The organism is Paenibacillus sp. NPDC056579 (genome assembly GCF_042793215.1).
GTDB lineage: Bacteria > Bacillota > Bacilli > Paenibacillales > NBRC-103111 > Paenibacillus_S.
The window spans coordinates 632,261-650,491 of record NZ_JBHTVD010000002.1; the positions used below are offsets into that span (position 1 = coordinate 632,261).

Genomic DNA, 18,231 nt, shown 5'->3' on the forward strand with positions numbered 1-18,231 from the left:
TGCGTTATCGTAAATCTAATGTACCCCTTCATGAGAGATGTCATTCTTTCCTTTTCGTTTCCATGGAATTGACGAACTAAGGAGCAAGCTTTTTGGTTACAATGAAATAGATGAGATCAGAGCGCACGTTGAAGACGACTATAGAAAGGGGAGGCAAGTATGAAAAAGAACGTTACGGCCATGCTGCTGGCATTAGGCTTGGTTGCCCTGGCCGTATTTCAATTGGGTGAAACCAATAAGGAAGCGGAAGCCAGTGCTGGATATGCCAAAGAAATGGTATACAATAAGCCGGTTCCCTCATTTACTTTGCAGGGTCTGGACGGGAAGCAATATGCAATTGGCGGAGAGAGAGAGAAGCCCGTAATGATTAATTTCTGGGCATCCTGGTGCGGGCCGTGCCAAGAGGAGGCGCCGGCTCTGAAGAGCGTATATGACAAGTATGGTGACCGGTTCGACCTGTATGCCGTTAATGTCACACGTCAGGACCGGATGGCTGACGTCCAGGCATTTGTCAAGCAGAACGGGTTCTCGTTCCCGATTCTTCTGGATAAAGAAGGGAAAACGGCGGAGATGTACCGGGTCTTGTTCGTGCCGACCAGCTTCCTGATCGACCGCCACGGCAAGCTGCAGGAGGTCATTCACGTGCTGCCTCCGGATCAGCTCGAGAAGCGTATCCAAAGGCTTATCCAAAGCTGAATAAAATGAAAAAAGCCGCTTCATCAGGAAGGCTCCTGCTTGAAGCGGCATCTTTGTTTTTGAACGCTAACTCTCGCTGCTTAGATTAATGATTTACAAGTCCGACGCGTTCCTTGTGATCATCGGAATGCACGATAGCTCTGGCTTTGCCGATTAACGCGTACCGGATACTGTCGATAAGCGCATCCCAGCTCGCTTCGATAACGTTGCCGGAAACGCCGACCGTGCTCCACGAGCCGGAAGAATCCGTCGTTTCGATCAAGACGCGTACCTTCGCCGCGGTAGTGTCCTTCTCATCGAGTACGCGAACTTTGTAATCGCTGAGGTACATAGACTGCAGAGCAGGGTAATACTGCTGCAAGCATTTGCGCAGAGCGTTATCGAGCGCGTTGACCGGACCGTTGCCTTCGGCTGCGTTATATACGGTCTCTCCGTTAATCGTAAGCTTGACGATCGCTTCCGTAATAACCGGCTGATTCGCGTTTTTAACGACCATAATTTTGAACGAATCCAGCGTGAACGCTTCTTCCAGCTTCCCGTATGCATTACGGATCAACAGCTCCAGGGTGGCGTCGGCGCCTTCGAACTGGAAGCCTTGATGCTCCATTTCCTTGATCTGTTCAATAAGCTGCTTGGTCTGCCGATTGTTCGTATCGAAATCAAGACCCAGCTCTTGCGCCTTGAAAACGAGGTTGCTCTGGCCGGCAAGCTCGGACACAAGGACGCGCTGTTTGTTGCCTACAAGCTCCGGCTCGATGTGCTCGTACGTGCTGGAGTTGCGAAGGATGGCGGACACATGGATTCCGCCTTTGTGCGCGAATGCGGCGGAGCCGACATACGGCTGATTGACAGGCAGATGCATGTTGGCGATCTCGCTGACATAGCGGGCGACGCTGCTCAGGCTGGCGAGCTGCTCTGCGCTGACACATTCATAATCAAGCTTTAATTGAAGATTCGGGATGATGGACACCAGATTCGCGTTGCCGCATCTTTCGCCGAATCCGTTGATCGTGCCTTGCACTTGCGTGGCGCCGGCCATTACTGCCGCGAGGCTGTTGGCGACACCGAGCTCACAGTCGTTATGAGCGTGAATGCCGATCGGCGTGGATATCGCCTGTCTCACGGTCGTTACGATCTGAGTGACCTCATGCGGCAGCGAACCGCCGTTCGTATCGCACAGAACGATCCAGTCCGCTCCGGCTTCCTCCGCTTTTTTGATCGTTTGCAGAGCGTATTCGGAATTGTTCTTGTAGCCGTCAAAAAAATGCTCCGCATCATAGATGACTTCCAATCCGTGGCTCTTCAAATATTTGACCGAATCGTAGATCATGGCCAGATTCTCTTCAAGCGTCGTTTGAATGGCTTGATGCACGTGGAAGTCCCACGATTTGCCGAAAATCGTTGCGACCGGAACGCCAACCTCCAGAATCCGGTTTAGGTTCATATCGTTCTCCGGAAGCGTGTCTTTGCGGCGCGTGCTGCCGAAAGCCGTTACTTTGGCATTTTTCAAATCAAGCTCTTTCACGCGGGTGAAAAATTCAATATCCTTGTTGTTGCTGCCTGGCCAGCCGCCTTCAATATAGTGAATCCCAAGAGAGTCGAGCTTGCGGGCAATTTTCATTTTGTCTTCGACGGATAAGCTGATGCCCTCACCCTGCGTGCCGTCTCTTAGAGTAGTGTCAAAGATTTTTACGGAAGTAGCCATGGATAGTCCTCCTGAATCATACTAAGCTTGCTCAAAATATAATTAATTATTATATCACATTCATCCGGAAGAAGGATAATATTTTCAAAAATGAATGGATTGTGAAGGCTTCGGCTTGACCCTCCTTCTATGCAATTGTATGCTGAATTTATATCTTTCAAAACGGGATTCTGTATCGAAAGAAGAATACAGTACCTGAATTCGGGGGATGCGCTATGCAGAATCGAAGCGACATTATCGGATCGGTGGGCTTATGAACCAAGATAATACAAATGCATATCCTGTGAAGGGAAGAGTGATTCTTCATATCGATATGAACGCATTTTATTGCTCTGTTCACGAAGCGGTCGAGCCCGAGATCTATAAAGGGAAGCCAACGGCTGTAGCGGGCAGCGTCGAGCTGAGAAAAGGCATCATCGTAACTTGCTCCTACGCGGCAAGAGCCCGAGGCATTAAGACCGGCATGCTCGTCGGTCAAGCGCTGAAGCAGTGTCCCGAGCTGCTGCTGATCCGGCCTGATTTTGATCTGTACCGGCAGTTTTCCAGGCGTTTCATGAACATTGCTTATGAGTTTTCGCCGCTGGTGGAAGCAATGTCCATCGATGAATGCTATGTCGACATCACCGGCTCGAAGCAGTTCGGCACTCCGGTCCATATTGCCGAGACTATTCAGAGACGCATTCGCGAGGAGCTGCTGCTTCCGTGCTCGATCGGGATTGCTCCCAATAAGCTGCTGGCCAAAATGGCGTCGGATATGAAGAAGCCTAACGGCATATCGATTTTGCGGAAAAGAGATGTACCGAATGTGCTGTGGAACCGCCCTTGTGCTGAATTGTACGGAATCGGAGCCAAAACGGCCGATAAGCTGAAGCGGTTGAACATTCATACGCTCGGGCAGCTGGCCCATGCGAACGAGAAGCTGCTGACAGAGCAGTTCGGGGTGATGGGGGCCGCGTTGAAGCGCTCGGCTAACGGGGAGGACGAATCTCCAGTACAGACGGAGCATGAGCAGAGCAAATCCATTGGCCACACAACGACTTTGCCGACGAATTTTACGGAGCGATCCGACATTCATCGAGTGTTTCTGAATTTGGCCGACCAGGTGGGAAGAAGGCTGCGCAGGCAAAAGCTTATCGCCCATACGGTACAAATCACGATTCGTGATCCGGACATGAAGACGATAACGAGAGCATCCAAGCTCAATGCGCCGACGGAAAACCGGGAGGACATTTACCATGCCGCCTGCAAGCTGTTCGAAGACCATTGGCCTTCGGGCAAGCCCGTCCGTCTGCTCGGCATCACGCTGCAGCATTTGCTGGCCAAGGACGAGGTGCCTGTTCAACTGGACCTGTTTGACTACAAGAAGCAGCCGGCCAAGGAAAAGCTGAATCAAGCGATGGATGCGCTGAGAGACAAATTCGGAGAGCACGCGATTCTGACGGCGGGTATGCTCGGAGACGACCCGTCGACCTTGATTCGCAATCATAAGGCGCGGGGGACATCGCTTCAGATGGACCATTTGAAACGCAAACCGTTGGGGGATGAATGACATTGACACCTGTGATAGGCTTTGCCGGCTATTCGGACAGCGGCAAAACAACGCTAATAGCCAAGCTGGTTCATTGCTTCCAGCTTCAAGGCCTTCGTACCGGGGTAATTAAACATGACGGTCATGGGCATTATAAAGAGGTCGCGGGGACGGATTCCTCGAAGTACAAGGAAGCGGGGGCGGGAGTGACTGTCGTCCTTTCGCCGGATGGCTATACGTCGTTCGTCAGAAAGCCGCTCACCCTAGAACGGATGATAACCGAGCTGCAGATGCATGAGCTCGACATCGTTTTGGTAGAAGGCTTTAAGCAAGGAATGCATGATCAGATTGCCTTGTACCGAAGCTCTGAGCAGAGCGGTATTTTATCGGTATTACCAAAGCCTCCCATCGCAGTGGTAGCTCCAAGTCAATTTCACGACAGCGTTATCGGGTCCATCCCGTTTTTCGAACCTGATGATGTCGATTTGATCGCTGAATTTATCGCTCGGCATGTAAGAGAAAAAGGCTGAATGTTCCGGCAGGACAGACTTTCTATTTGAACTTTTGCCGGTTTTATATTATATTTTAGGATGAGATCACAATTGAGTAACAACTCTAGGGAGGAAAATTAAAAATGGCAAAATACACTTTTGTTGACAAAGACACCTGTATCGCATGTGGAGCCTGTGGCGCAACCGCTCCTGACATTTATGACTACGACGATGAGGGCTTGGCTGAAGTTATTTTCGACGGCGACGGCAACAAAGGCGTAACCGAAATTCCTGAAGACCTGTACGACGATCTTCAAGATGCACAAGACGGCTGCCCTACGGATTCCATCAAAGTGGCTGACAGCCCGTTCAACTAATAGCTTCATTGTCATCCGGCATCCGGCTATTATACAGATAACAACAGAAAGCTTCATTATTAGGTATTTAGGCCTAGTAATGGAGTTTTTTTGCGTCTGCAGACACTTTTTCGTTTTAACATGCTGTTGCATAGGCCAATAGGTGTGTGTTTGCAAAAAACTTTATGTAGTTAATAAAATAATGTGGTAATATTAGGTACGAAAACGTGGGGGCCGGAGGGACGAGGATGATGAAAAATGTCAGGAAATCTGCCGTTATCGCAATCGGAAATGCGATTATCGTATTGTTATGCTTCATTTTTATAACAGTAGGTCTTTGGAAGGTATTGTCGAATAGTGCTTTTGACTTTAATTTGAAGCAATCTATGTCAGGCGAACCGCATGAGGACATCGTAGTTGTCGGAATCGATACGGAATCGATCAAATCCGTAGGCCCGTATCCTTGGGACCGTAAGGTTTACGCCGAGCTGATCCGCAAGCTGGAGCAAGCCGGAGCCAAGGTGATAGGCTTCGATATCGAGTTTTACTCGGAAAGCAGCAACCCGCAAAGCGATAAGCTGTTCGCCGAGGAGATGTCCAAATATAAAAATATCGTTCTGCCATCGCACGCGAACGTTGAAGGAGACTTCAGCCGTTCCACTACAGTAAAGGAAGGCGAGCTGATAACGGCGCGCAGCATCGAGCAGCCTATTCCGGCATTGCGCCAGTATGCCAACAGAGCTCATATCAACGCGGCTATCGACTCGGATGGAGTCATAAGGACGAATTGGCTGCAGATCAACACGCCCGAAGGCGTGTTCCCGACGCTTGGATTGGCGATGGCTCAGCTGGCTGGCGTCAATGTAGATAAATACATCCACAGCGAGCCTTTACCCAACCGGCCCCGGTCGGAAATGTATATCAAATGGGATGCCAAGGAATTGAACTTTGAAACGGTTCCTTTCGCCCGTGTGCTTAACGGTTCGATTCCTCCCGATACGTTCAAGGACCGGCTCGTATTGGTAGGCTATACGGCACCCGGCTCCGATGAAGGCAGCACTTCGGTCGAGCGTCATATGCACCTGGTTTATGCACATGCCAACATATTGAATCAAATCTTGAAGCAGCAGTGGATTCAGCCGACGAGCAGCCTGGTAACCCTTTCCATAGCGATCGTCATGATCCTGTTGTTCGGATTCCTTACCTGGAGATTGAAGCCGATTATCGGGATTGTGACCGTGTTCATCGTATCGGCGCTGATGATCCTGCTGCAATATATGACGTTTGCCTATTGCGATATCTACATAGATACCATCGGCGCAGTCGCAAGCGGTCTCATCTCGTATTTGGGCAATATTGCCATGAAAACGTATTTTGAAACGAAGCAAAAAAATTACATCACGAAGCAGTTCGGACGTTATATTTCACCGGATCTTGTCAAGGAGATCGCCAAAAACGACTCGGAAATCAAGTTGGGGGGCATATCTAAGGACTTGTCCATTTTGTTCCTCGATGTCCGCGGCTTCACTCCGTTGTCGGAGAAGCTCAAGCCCGAGGAAGTGGTTGATTTTCTGAACATGATGTTCAACTTGATCACCGAGAGGGCGCTGCACAATCACGGAACGATCGACAAGTTCATAGGGGATGCGGCCATGATCCTGTACAACGCGCCGCTGGACGTCCCTAACCATCCTTATTATGCGGTTAAGACGGCGTTCGAGATTCAGAAGGGGATGGAGAAAGTACGTAAGGACGTGCTGGACAAATACGGCGTGACGATTAGCGTAGGGATCGGCATCAACACGGGGAACGTCGTTGTCGGTAACATCGGCTCCTACCTGCGTGTCGATTATACGGCCATCGGAGATAACGTCAATACGGCGGCGAGAATCGAATCCAGTACAAGCGCTAACCAGATCCTCGTATCCGAATCGACCTATGAGCTGACGAAAGACGATTTTGATTACGAATATGCCGGAGAAAAGCTTATGAAAGGGAAAAGCGTTCCTTTGAAGCTGTTCGAGGTGAAAGGCATCAAGCAAGCCCCGGCCAGCCAAAAGAATCGGGGAAAGGTGTCATAAATCGCCAATTTTTGCATTGCCATCCTAAAGCTGCCCTTTTACAATAAATAGTATATATAGAATGATAGATTGAGAGGAGATTGTTCGTGGGTGCTGTGATACGGAAAGGAAGGCGCGGGAGACGATCTAATGCATCGTTGTTTGTCGTTTTTTGCATGTTATTTTCCATGATCTTTACGGTAGGCGCTCCAGCCGCAATGGCCAAATCGACCCGTGCCGCCATCGTTGTCGAGGTCAACGGGGACGTGAGCGTACGCAAGGCGGGGGGCTCGAAGTCCTACACCGCTTATGAGGATATGAGCTTGAACCAGGGGGATTACATCGTTACGGGGGCTTCCTCATCCGTAGTTCTGAGAACGGCGGACCAGGACGATGAAATTACTGTCGGGGAGCACTCCGAAGTATCTCTATCCGAGCTGGCGAATCAAGGCGGCGGCAAAACCTCCAAGTTCAAAATGTGGGCCGGTTCGGCGTGGATGAAAGTAAAAAGCCTCGTCAGCTCGGAGGATGATTTCGAGATTGAAACGCCGACGGCGGTTATGGGCGTGAGAGGAACTTCCTTGTTTACAATGGTAAACAAGGATACCGGGACGACAACAATGCTTGTGACTGCAGGCATCGTTAGAGTGCAGTCCAACGTTGCAGCGGGGAACGGGGGAACTCAAGGCAGCCATACGACGTTGTACCCTTCTCAGCAAATTAATCTGGACTCCAGAACGCAAACGCCGGATTTAAGAGCAGCTGTTAATTATGCCAATGTAGATCAAATAGTAAATCTCGCGTCTCCAAGAGTTCTGGAATCCATCCTTCGCGGAACGCAAGAAATTCAAAAAGAAAATGATGATATAAAAAAGAAGCTGAGCGAAGGTTTGCAAAATTCAGATTCCAAGCCCGGCGATAACGGGATCTTGAAAATTCAGTCTGTGGATGATTTGAACAAGATATCGGGTAACTTCGATAAATTAATTGCATTGATTGCTAAAGAAGCGATCGACGCAAAGAAAATCGACCAAAAGCTGCTCGATCAGGTGAATCAAGCGATTTCCGACCCGCTCAAAAAGATCGATCTAACCAAAGTGGAAGGGCTCGACATGACGGCGGGAGTAGATCCTGAGGTTGAAAAGCTTAAGCAAACGCTGCAGCAGCAACAGCAACAAAGCATTGCGGCAAAGGAAAATGCCGAGCTCGCTCGTTTGATGCAGTCGATTTTGTCTTTGCTTGCCAAGATCAAGGAACAAAAAGCTGCCATGGATGCTGCTAACAAAAAGGCGCTGCAGGAAGCGAATGAACAAGCGATTTCTTCTTTTATAGCTACATTGTCGGCTGAACAGCTCAAACAATTTCAGGCGAACCAGTCGAAGAATGAGTCCGGTACGGGTTCGCAGCCTGCAACACCGCCTGCAGCTGGCGGGGGAGGAGGCGGAGGTTCAAGCTCCGGCTCGAGAAACGAACGGCCTGCGGCTCCGGCCTTGATCAGCCCGTCTACGGCAACGACTTCGTTTAATCCTGCAGCCGTAACGCTGCGAGCGCCTGCCGACACTACCATCCAAGTATTCCATGGCAGTGAACTTATAGGCTCGGCTCCGGGAAACGGTGGCCAGGACGTGCGAATACCGTTGAAGCTTTTATCTGAAGGAAGCTATGATTTAACGGCGCAAACGCTGCGGATGGGAAGAACTAGTGACGCCATCCCGATCCCTTCCATCACGATTTCGGACGCACCCATCCTGATCAGCCCTGCATCGGAGCTTGTGACGAATTCTCCGGTTATCGTAGTGAAAGCTCCGCTCAATACCGACGTGGTTGTGTTGAACGGGGGAACGCAGATTGCCAAAGCGGCCGGAAAAGGAGCCCAAGAGGAAGTAACGATTCCGCTTCCGCAATTAGGTACGGATGGAGTAGCCGTGTACGATAAATTAACGGTCGTGACGGAACGAACCGGCTGGAGATCAAAGGAAGTATCCATTCCGAAGATAACGGTGGATCGTTCCATGGGAATCCAGCTGAAGTCGGCTACCCGCCAAAACGATACGGTGAATGTGCAGCTGACGATGAAAAACTTCGTGGACGCCAAATCGATATATGCGGCTGAAGTGCACCTGGGTTATGATAACCGGTTAAGCTATATGGGCGACGGCACCGTTGCCCGCAACAAGGATGCCGTATTCGGCTCGCAGCCTGAAAGCGTTGAGGTGTTGAAGCAATCGGCCGCCAGTACCGGCACGGAGCTGGTGTACGCTGCGACTAACTTTGCCGCGAACGGTTCCGCCGGAGCTATTTCCGTGAGAGGGGAACAGCCGCTCGTTACCATTCCGTTAACCTTTACAGGCTCGGATTGGAATCAAATGAAGATGAAATTGTTCTATTATAAAGTCGTAGACAAGAACGGGAATGTCATTGCGGAACTCAAATTGACGGATAACCCTATTGAAATTCCGGTCCAATAATCGATCATAGAGGAGATCATGAAGGAGTATGAAAACATCGGTAAAACTGTTCGCCGCGTCCATCATGGCAGCTAGCTTGCTTGGAGGAGCGACGAGCTCTTGGGCGGCTTCCGCCCTGTCCCAAGACAGCTTAAAAGCGGACAACGGTCAAATCATGACGGACATCTCCACATTTGCCGGGATTGGCGATAACGGCAGCTTGAATGAGGAGAAGTTGAAAGCAACCTTCCGCAGCCCATATGGACTGCTGCTTTTGCAGGACGGAACGCTCCTCGTTTCCGATTCCAGGAATCATTTGCTCCGAAGCGTTTCCGGTAATAAAGTTACCAAGGCAGCCGGTCTTGTGATAGGAAAAGACGAGAAAGGGTTCCCGATGGGAGGCCTTCTCGACGGGACACCGGACAGGTCTGTCTTTGATGCGCCGGCCGGACTTGCAGCCGATGCCAAGGGCAACGTCTATGTGGCGGATAGCGCCAATCATGCGATTCGTAAGCTCGATAGCGCCGGGAATGTGACGACATTGGCCGGCAGCGGCCTCATCGGAAGCAAGGATGCTGCCGGATCGGAGGCGTCGTTCTACAGCCCGCAGGATGTAGCGGTTGCCCCTAACGGGACCGTGTATGTTGCCGATACGCTGAACCATACGATACGCAGTATAAGTCCCGAGGGGAAAGTAACTACGCTTACAGCCCCGTCCAAACGTGCTGTGGAGGTCACTCCGGGGCAAGTCGTATGGGGTGGCGATTACTTGGATGGAACGATCGCCGAATCCAAATTTAACGAGCCGTCCGGATTGGTTATCGATGCCAAGGGTAATCTATATATAAGCGATTCAGGAAATCAGCGTATCCGCTATATGGATTTTGGCACTGGGAAAGTGACGACGGTGGCCGGAGGCGGCTCGTCCGAAAGCGGTACGCCTTACGGCAAAACCGATTTGTACGTTCCCGGCGATTTTGCCGACGGTGCCGCTCTGACAGCGAGATTCGATTATCCGATGGGTATTGCACTGACGGACGAAGGCGGGCTGCTCATTGCCGATAGTATGAACCATTCCATTCGTTACTTATATAATGACAATGTCGTTACACTGGCCGGGGATGCCAATCAAAGACCGGGAGAGCTGGACGGCATCGAACGGTCGGCTCAGTTCCAAAAACCGACGGATGTCGCCGTATCACCGGATGGAACGATATATATTGCCGATGCTTATAACAACAAAATTCGTCAAATGAAGCTGTTCCGCTTGCCGGAGAGTTTGCCTAAGGACGATCAGGTGAAGGTCGTTATCGGATCCAACGTCGTCGAGTTTGACGCTCAGCCCGAGATCGCCAACGGTCGGACGATGGTGCCGGTTCGGATCATTGCCGAAGCGCTCGGCTACAAAGTAGGCTTTGAGGAAGCGAACCGCAGCGTTCAATTATCCAAAGGCGATGTTACCATCGAGCTGTACCTCGACAAGACCGGAATCAAGACCATGGAGAATCAGAAGCAGGCTGTAACCAAGGAAACCGATGCGGCGCCTTATTTGAAGCAAGAACGCACCTATGTACCGGTTCGTTTTTTTGCAGAGGAAATCGGTCTGGATGTACAATGGGATCAGGACTCACGAACGGCGATTTTACGGGAGAAAGCAATCGTCCGATAATTTTATCGGGAATATGATGGACGCTCGGACCTATTCTGGGATGGAGGCACTGCACTCTTTCGCCAAATAGGTCCTTTTCTTGAATAGAGGAGAGACTAATGCAAGAACATTAGATGCCCTAGAGGCGGGAGGCGAAACCCGGTGTCCGACCTACAGCAGCTGCTCAGCAAAATAGCGGAATTGGAGAAACGGAATCATGAGCTTTCACTCATGTTGGAATCGGCATATGAGCTGCGAAGCGAAATGACCGAACAGCAGCATCCTGTATCTATGAGCGTTATTTACTCTCTTGTGCTGGCACTTGACTCCAGAGATCCTTACACAGCTGGGCATTCGTCCAGAGTCGCCCTGTACTCCTTATGGATTGCCAGAGAGCTGGGGCTTCCTGAAGAGGAATGCAGACACTTCCATCGGGCGGCTATCATGCATGATATCGGCAAAATCGGCGTGCCCGACAGGGTGCTGTTGAAATCGGACAGCTTGAATGACGAAGAATTCGAGATCATGATTTCCCATACCGTGATCGGTGCGAGAATTTTATCCCGGATGGAACCGGAGGAGCGCATGCTTCAAGCAACCGAGGTGGCCAAATACCATCATGAGAAAATGGACGGCACCGGCTATCCGGAAGGACTCCGCGGTGATAACATCCCATTCTTTGCCCGGATCGTAGCGGTTGCGGACGCCTTCGACGCCATGACTACAGATAGGCCGTATGCCAAAGGGCGCAGCTATCGTGAGGGAGTGGATGAAATCATCCGCTGCAAAGGGTCTCATTTTGACCCGGTGGTCGTGGAAGCATTCGAATCCGTAATGAAGAAGCGCGGCTACTTGGAAGGACACCATCATCGTCATCTGCAGGAAGCCGACGTCGATTGAGGCTAAGCCTACAGCTGGATCCGCACTCGTTCACTTCCCCTTTAAAAAAACGGCTCGGCTGCCGATATTAGTGGGAGAAGGTGGAAAGAAGGGATCGGCGTGAAACCGAAGGACCATGACGAGCAGCTGCGTCAATTTTTTCAACACTCGATGGACAACCCGCTCTATTTGAAAAAATATGTTCGGGAGCATCCTGCCAATAAAATGGCCTGGTACTTGCTCGGGAGAGAGTATGAAGCTCAAGGCAAGAAGGGTAAAGCTCTCTATTGCTATACCCAGGCCGGGGAAATATATGAAGCGTTCGAAAATCAGACGATTCAGGTTTCGCCTGAATCGGAACAATCGCTGCGGCAATGGGAGAGGCAAGGCAAGCGGAATCAAAGGCGTCAGCGCGGCCGTTTGGCTGCTCTTGGGCTGCTGCTGTTAGCGGGAGTGCTGTATGCGCCCGAGTTCCATGATCCTCATCTGCCGAAGGCGGAGAGCCGAATCACCGAGCTGCCGGACGGAGTAACGCCTGCCCAGGTGCAGGAGACGAAGGTATATTATATTGCAGGCCCGAAAAGCAAGGAGAACGCGGCCGCAGCGCTCCAGGAGATGCTGCTGAAGGAGCGGGTGAACAGCTACGCGATTTTGGCGCACGGTCAATCGATGGGCGATGCGCGATGGATATCGTGGCTCCGCTCGCCGGACATTCTCTTGTCTGTGGAAGGGAAGCAGGATGCCGCGCTGCAGCAAATCCAATATCATGACGCGGAAAGCTGCTCCTGTCAGCCTACGGAAGCGAGCAAGCCGAAGGCGATCTACAGCGCTTGGGCCGCTCAAAGGGAGCAGGAGCTGGTGCTCCGGTCCGCTTTAGCCGCCTACGAAGCCAAGCACGGGAAGCCGCCGGAATCATTGCGGAAGCTGAATGAGCCTTATCCGGGCAATGTGCTGCCTGGAGTCACTCCGTATATGGAGCAGCTGTATGAGGAGCTCGCAGGAAGTCCGGAGAAAGCCGGGCTGCCGGAGACTTCTGCACCAGCATCCAATCCTGCATCCGCTCCAGGCGCGGCGCCTGCATCGGCTGACCAGCCGTCTGTTAGCACCGGCGGTTTGATCAAACCATTGACGGAGCCGCTTCGAATCGTCGTTGATAAACAAAATCATCGACTGGCGGTTGTTAGCGGACAGGTTATCGTCAGAAATTATCCGGTAGGTCTGGGGGCCGAACGAACGCCCGAGGGCACGTTCCAAATATCGGAGAAAGTAAGGAACCCGAACGGCAAATCCAACGGCGAGTTCGGAAGCAGAGGGATGACCTTGTCCGATACGCTGTACGCGATTCACGGGACGAATCAGCCGGCAAGCATTGAAAAAGACAAATCGCTCGGCTGCATCCGGATGCTGAAGGAGGATGTGGAGGAGCTGTTCGATATGGTGCCGATGGGAACGTCCGTGACGATAGGCAAGGGGCTTCTCCCCGTAGACATCCAGCGAAGCGAGCCGGTATTCCGGCTGCCCGCCTCAACGGAGGAAACGAATCCGGGTAAAGTATACAAATGGCTGAACTAATAGAAGAAGCAGCACCTGGCGTTATGCGGGGGCTGCTTTTTTATCAACCATTCGATTACATTCAATAAAGCGCTTACGAATTAAAAATGAGCAGCACGATCATAAGAATAACGACAACGCCGAAGATGGAGCTTACCCAAATAATCCGCTTTTTATTAACCGTATCGTTCGGCTTGCGCTGCTGCAAATACGTAGGTTTTTTTCTCTGCATAGGAACCCGCCCTGCCTTTTTCATAGATTTATGAATATTCTATCATATTGCAGCCGGTTGAGAACATCATTTTGCCTGGCTTGTCCTCTTTATTTTTCGGGCATAAAACGATAAACTGTTCAAGTAGAGCAACTTTAGAGAACGGTTAGGGGAGAGCAGGCATGTTGTATAAGAAGATAGCAAAACCGGTGCTTTTTCGGATGGATCCGGAGAAAGCGCACCATTTGACCATAGACGGGCTACATACGGTAGGCAAGCTGCCGGGCGGCAAGGCGTTGTTGAATGGAATGTACGGGGTTCCGAATTACTCCGAGCTGGAGACGACTCTATGGGGCATCCGTTTCCGCAATCCGGTCGGCTTGGCGGCAGGACTTGATAAAAATGCGAAGGCGGTTCCTGGGTTTTCCAGTATCGGTCTCGGCTTTATGGAGGTAGGTACCGTGACTCCGAAGCCGCAGCCGGGCAACGAGCTTCCAAGGTTGTTCCGCTTGCCGGAGGACGGGGCGCTGATCAACCGGATGGGCTTCAACAATGTCGGCATCGAGACGATGGCCGAGCACTTGCGTGAAGCGGGAGCTCATACGATACCGGTGGCGGTGAATATCGGCAAAAACAAAGTAACGCCCAACGAACAAGCCGAGGAGGATTATCGGGCTTGCATTCGGGGCTTATATGCATATGGCGACTTCTTCGTCGTAAATATCAGCTCGCCGAACACGCCGGATCTGCGCAACCTTCAACACGGGGACGACTTGTCGCGACTTCTGGCGGCCGTGAAGGAAGAGATGAAGCTGCAGCACCAAAAGAACGGAGGAGCCGAGAAGCCGATTTTAGTTAAAATCGCACCGGATCTTGAATCCGAGGAAGTCGCTTATATGGTGCAAACGATAGTGAACAGCGGCGTTTCCGGCATCATAGCATCGAATACTACGATTTCAAGAGCGGGGCTAACCCATAAGCATAAAGGAGAGACCGGCGGGTTGAGCGGCATGCCGCTTACGGAACGCTCCACGAAGCTTGTGCACGACATTTACGCGGCAACGCAGGGCAAGCTTCCGATTATTGGTTCCGGGGGTATATTTACCGCCGAGGACGCCTACGCCAAAATTTGTGCCGGTGCCAGTCTGGTAGAGGTTTATACTGCGCTGATCTATGAAGGACCCGGTTTGATCCGGAGCTTGAACGAAGGGTTGAGAGCATTGCTGCGCCTGGACGGCTTCAAGCATATAGCGGACGCGGTCGGTTCAGCCCACAGACGCTAGTAGGAATGGAGGATAACGGATGGATGGACGCGATTGGAAAAAGTTTCTGCTGCCTTATGAGCAAACGGTGGAGGAATTAAAGGTTAAATTCAAGACGCTTCGCGGCGAACTGAAAAGCCGCGATGAATATTCGCCGATCGAGTTCGTTACGGGACGTGTGAAAAAAATATCCAGTATTCTGGATAAAGCTAAACGGCTCAACGTCCCTATGGAACAGCTGGAGACGGGGATTGAAGATATCGCCGGCATACGGATTATGTGCCAGTTCGTAGAGGATATCGAAAAGCTCGCCGAGCTGATCCGCGAGCGGGAAGATATGACACTTGTCTATGAGAAGGATTATGTCCGGAATAAGAAGCCGAGCGGCTATAGAAGCTACCACATGATCGTGGAATATCCGGTGCAAACTGCCCTTGGCATGAAGCGGGTGCTTGCGGAAATCCAAATCCGCACGCTGGCCATGAACTTCTGGGCGACCATAGAGCATTCGCTCAACTATAAATACCGCGAAAGCCTGCCCGAGGATGTTATTAAACGGCTAACCAAAGCAGCGGAAGCGGCCTACCTTCTGGATGAAGAAATGAGCAGCATCCGCGAGGAAATCGTGGAATCGCAGCAGCTGTTCGAGGATAAGTCAAATATGGTATCGCGCGTGCTGAATGGGATTCAGGAGCTGTACTTTTACCGCCGCGTGCGCGAGGCGGCTCAGTTCCAGCTGAGGTTTAACGAGCATTGGGAAACGGATGACATGTGGTTTTTCAAGGAGCTGCTGAATGAGATCGAAGAAGCGATTGGGCGGGCCAAAAGAGGACACCAAGGATAGAGGTGTGCGGTGATGAGCGTGAATGGGAGCTATGACCGGCTGTATGTGGAATTCGTCTATTATTTTAATATAGAGCGAGATTACTTCGAGTGCCACGAGGTGATGGAAGAGCTGTGGCTGGAGGAAGGCAGAGCGCCGATGTATCAAGGGCTTCTGCAGGTTGCTGTAGGACTCTACCATCACCGTAACGGCAACGTCAGCGGGGCGATCAAGCTGTTGACGGCGGCGCTGGAGAAGCTTGAGCCGCTTCGGAGTGACGGTCCCGGCATTGATCTCGTTAAGCTCGTGAGCGACAGCCGCACGTATTTGCAGCGGTTGGAACGGATTACCGTGGAGCCGTTCGATTCTTACGACCTGGATATTACGATTGTTGATCCGGAACTGTCGGCGCTTGTCGAATATTTGCGAAATCATCCTCCTAATCACGGAGAAGGTGAACTATAGAATGGAAAAAAATCCCTGGCAGATTGCGGTCTGCCGGGTTTTTTGCTGTTTTCGGATAATAATTAAGATCAGACACAAATACATGAGTTTGAGACATTAAGTTGGAAACGCTTCCGATATACAATGAAAGAGTCTTGTAACCGTTGTCATAAAGTTGTAATCATTTCATAACAAACCGAGGGGGATTTATGTGAAAAAGCTTTATGTAACTATGCTTGCATTATGTTGTACGGTGTCTTTAGCGGGCTGCAGCGGGAGTGCCAAGCCTGCCGACACGCCGGCCGTGTCAGAAACCAAGCCGAACGATGCGATACCCGAGCTGAGCAAGGACCCGGTCACGGTCAAAATTATGGCCAGCGGCGGCATGTTCTCGGATGATGAAGTTCAAAAATATATCGTAGAGCCGGTAAAGAAAAAATACCCACAAATTACAATTGAACGAATCAATGCATCGGCCTCCAAGCTCCCCGAGCTGATATCGGCAGGTGAAATTCCTGATATCGTCGCCAACTACCCGGGTCCTATGGGCAGCAATCTGGCGGAGTACAAGCTGATTTACAATATGGAGCCATTGATGAAGAAATACCGCTTCGATACGAGCCGATTTGCTCCGGAGGCATTGGAAACGCTGAAAATTGCGGGCGGTCAAGATTATTTGGCGGGGCTTCCTGCTTACACGAACTCGTTTGCGCTCTTTTATAACAAAGATGTTTTCGATAAATTCGGCATTCCTTATCCGAAGGAAGGCATGTATTGGGATGAAGTGGCCGAGCTGGCCAAGCAGCTTACCCGCACGGATAACGGCGTCGCCTACCGCGGTATTTTTCCGGACGGCATCGGACGGATCCAGCAGCAGCTGTCCATTCCTTTTGCCGATTTCAACACGAACAAGTCGCTGCTCGCGAACGATTCGTGGAAGGAAGCGTTCACGATCTGGGGATCTCTGTTCAAAATTCCCGGCCTGACCGAAGGGGACTTCGCAGTGCCTAACGCCGGCAAAAACCAAACGGCATTCGCCTCAGGGACACTGGCTATGATCGCAAGCCACAGCAACCTGCTCAACACGCTCAAAACGTCCCCGATCAACTGGGATATGGTCACCTATCCGCAGCACCGCAAAGCGCCAGGCATCGGGCAGCGTCTTGACTCTCCGATCCTGTCCATTTCAGAGCAAAGCAAAGTGAAGGATGCGGCATTCCTTGTGCTGGATACCATCCTCTCCGATGAAGTGCAGAAGGAAATGATGCGAGGCGGACGATTGACGGTGCTCAAGGATGAGAAGCTGCGAGCGGAATTTGGCAAAGGGCTGAAGGAATTCGAAGGGAAAAATCTCGCGGCGATGACCAAGCTGAAGTTCGCAGTCATGACGCCGTTCAAATATTTGCCGGACGGCGAGGTGGATAAAGTGCTGTCCAAAGCATTTAATGCTTACATCATTGACCAGACGGATATGAATACGGCACTTCGGACGGCCGACGAAGAAATGAACAAGCTTATTCAGGATAAGCTGCGGAAATAGCCGTTGTCAGACGGTACAACGCATGAAAGGACTGCCTTCTCGGGCAGTCCTTTTTGTCGGTTTAACAGGGCACAATCACTGCGCCTTATATTTTTGCAAAAACTGCTTAAACGTGTCCGATGTATGACCTTGCTCGCCAGGGGAAGCGATTCCGCCTTCGATGCGCTCCACTTCTTTGCCGCCTTTATAGTAGATGAGGGTCGGCGTATATTGAATCTTGTATTTGCCCCATCCGTCTTCGAATTCCTGCAGGTTAAACTGCTTGACGTCCACGTTCAGCTCTTTGGTTAACGGCGACAGGATGGGAGTCGTTTTTTTACAGTGCGGGCAGGTGGAGGAGAAGTAATAGAGGAAGAAATCCTCTTTATTGCTCAGCTTCTTGTCCAGATCCGCAGGCAATATGATGTTCTGATAGTTCGGGTCGTCAAGCAGCTTGACGGTTTCGGGGTTCAGCTTGTCCGGAGCGATCCCGTAGACATTGTCCGCATGCTTACCGTATTTCGCTTTGTCCGACTGCATATTCACGACATACAGCGCCCCGAACAGCACAATGATGATAGATAAATAAATGACGAGCTTCTTCATAAAGT

At 51.1% G+C, this 18,231-nt stretch carries 16 protein-coding genes; 13 read left to right on the forward strand and 3 right to left on the reverse strand.

The window, feature by feature from the left end; genetic code table 11:
• The first annotated feature begins 159 nt into the window (after positions 1–159).
• Entirely contained in the window at positions 160–696 is a 537-nt protein-coding gene (locus tag ACFQ88_RS10390; protein WP_379454045.1) for a TlpA family protein disulfide reductase, read from the forward strand.
• 85 nt (positions 697–781) lie between these two features.
• Here the strand turns inward: ACFQ88_RS10390 and cimA are convergent, their stop codons facing one another.
• Positions 782–2,401: a citramalate synthase gene (cimA, locus tag ACFQ88_RS10395; protein WP_379454046.1), complete on the reverse strand. Its 1,620-nt coding sequence runs from the start codon at positions 2,399–2,401 to the stop codon at positions 782–784.
• Between the two features lie 253 nt (positions 2,402–2,654).
• On the opposite strand from cimA, the gene ACFQ88_RS10400 reads away from it, so the two are divergent.
• From ACFQ88_RS10400 to ACFQ88_RS10435, 8 genes are all read left to right on the forward strand, one after another.
• Positions 2,655–3,950 (forward strand): DNA polymerase IV, encoded by a 1,296-nt coding sequence (locus ACFQ88_RS10400; protein WP_379454047.1) that lies wholly within the window; start codon positions 2,655–2,657, stop codon positions 3,948–3,950.
• Between the two features lie 11 nt (positions 3,951–3,961).
• Positions 3,962–4,459 carry a molybdopterin-guanine dinucleotide biosynthesis protein B gene (mobB, locus tag ACFQ88_RS10405; RefSeq protein WP_379454364.1) on the forward strand — a complete coding sequence of 166 codons (498 nt, stop codon included), beginning with the start codon at positions 3,962–3,964 and terminating at the stop codon, positions 4,457–4,459.
• Between the two features lie 104 nt (positions 4,460–4,563).
• Entirely contained in the window at positions 4,564–4,797 is a 234-nt protein-coding gene (locus ACFQ88_RS10410; protein ID WP_126141398.1) for a ferredoxin, read from the forward strand.
• 227 nt (positions 4,798–5,024) lie between these two features.
• Positions 5,025–6,857, forward strand: a complete 1,833-nt coding sequence (locus ACFQ88_RS10415) for a CHASE2 domain-containing protein (protein ID WP_379454048.1) — start codon at positions 5,025–5,027, stop codon at positions 6,855–6,857.
• An 86-nt stretch (positions 6,858–6,943) separates the two neighbouring features.
• Entirely contained in the window at positions 6,944–9,304 is a 2,361-nt protein-coding gene (locus ACFQ88_RS10420; protein ID WP_379454049.1) for a FecR family protein, read from the forward strand.
• Positions 9,305–9,332: 28 nt separating this feature from the next.
• Positions 9,333–10,952 (forward strand): stalk domain-containing protein, encoded by a 1,620-nt coding sequence (locus ACFQ88_RS10425; protein WP_379454050.1) that lies wholly within the window; start codon positions 9,333–9,335, stop codon positions 10,950–10,952.
• A gap of 141 nt (positions 10,953–11,093) precedes the next feature.
• Positions 11,094–11,831 (forward strand): HD-GYP domain-containing protein, encoded by a 738-nt coding sequence (locus ACFQ88_RS10430; RefSeq protein WP_239633461.1) that lies wholly within the window; start codon positions 11,094–11,096, stop codon positions 11,829–11,831.
• Between the two features lie 99 nt (positions 11,832–11,930).
• Positions 11,931–13,382, forward strand: coding sequence for a L,D-transpeptidase family protein (locus ACFQ88_RS10435; protein WP_379454051.1), 1,452 nt, complete (start codon positions 11,931–11,933; stop codon positions 13,380–13,382).
• Positions 13,383–13,455: 73 nt separating this feature from the next.
• Here the strand turns inward: ACFQ88_RS10435 and ACFQ88_RS10440 are convergent, their stop codons facing one another.
• Positions 13,456–13,593, reverse strand: a complete 138-nt coding sequence (locus ACFQ88_RS10440) for a hypothetical protein (protein WP_239633463.1) — start codon at positions 13,591–13,593, stop codon at positions 13,456–13,458.
• A gap of 161 nt (positions 13,594–13,754) precedes the next feature.
• Between ACFQ88_RS10440 and ACFQ88_RS10445 the strand changes: the two genes are divergently transcribed.
• The 4 genes from ACFQ88_RS10445 (at position 13,755) to ACFQ88_RS10460 (ending at position 17,641) form a co-directional block, all read left to right on the forward strand.
• Positions 13,755–14,855 carry a quinone-dependent dihydroorotate dehydrogenase gene (locus ACFQ88_RS10445; RefSeq protein WP_379454052.1) on the forward strand — a complete coding sequence of 367 codons (1,101 nt, stop codon included), beginning with the start codon at positions 13,755–13,757 and terminating at the stop codon, positions 14,853–14,855.
• 19 nt (positions 14,856–14,874) lie between these two features.
• Complete coding sequence (yjbM, locus tag ACFQ88_RS10450) at positions 14,875–15,678, forward strand: GTP diphosphokinase (RefSeq protein WP_239633465.1); 804 nt, start codon at positions 14,875–14,877, stop codon at positions 15,676–15,678.
• A 12-nt stretch (positions 15,679–15,690) separates the two neighbouring features.
• Positions 15,691–16,122: a DUF309 domain-containing protein gene (locus ACFQ88_RS10455; protein WP_379454053.1), complete on the forward strand. Its 432-nt coding sequence runs from the start codon at positions 15,691–15,693 to the stop codon at positions 16,120–16,122.
• A 190-nt stretch (positions 16,123–16,312) separates the two neighbouring features.
• Positions 16,313–17,641, forward strand: a complete 1,329-nt coding sequence (locus tag ACFQ88_RS10460) for an ABC transporter substrate-binding protein (RefSeq protein ID WP_239633467.1) — start codon at positions 16,313–16,315, stop codon at positions 17,639–17,641.
• 75 nt (positions 17,642–17,716) lie between these two features.
• Here the strand turns inward: ACFQ88_RS10460 and ACFQ88_RS10465 are convergent, their stop codons facing one another.
• Complete coding sequence (locus tag ACFQ88_RS10465) at positions 17,717–18,226, reverse strand: thioredoxin family protein (RefSeq protein ID WP_239633468.1); 510 nt, start codon at positions 18,224–18,226, stop codon at positions 17,717–17,719.
• Positions 18,227–18,231: the final 5 nt, after the last annotated feature.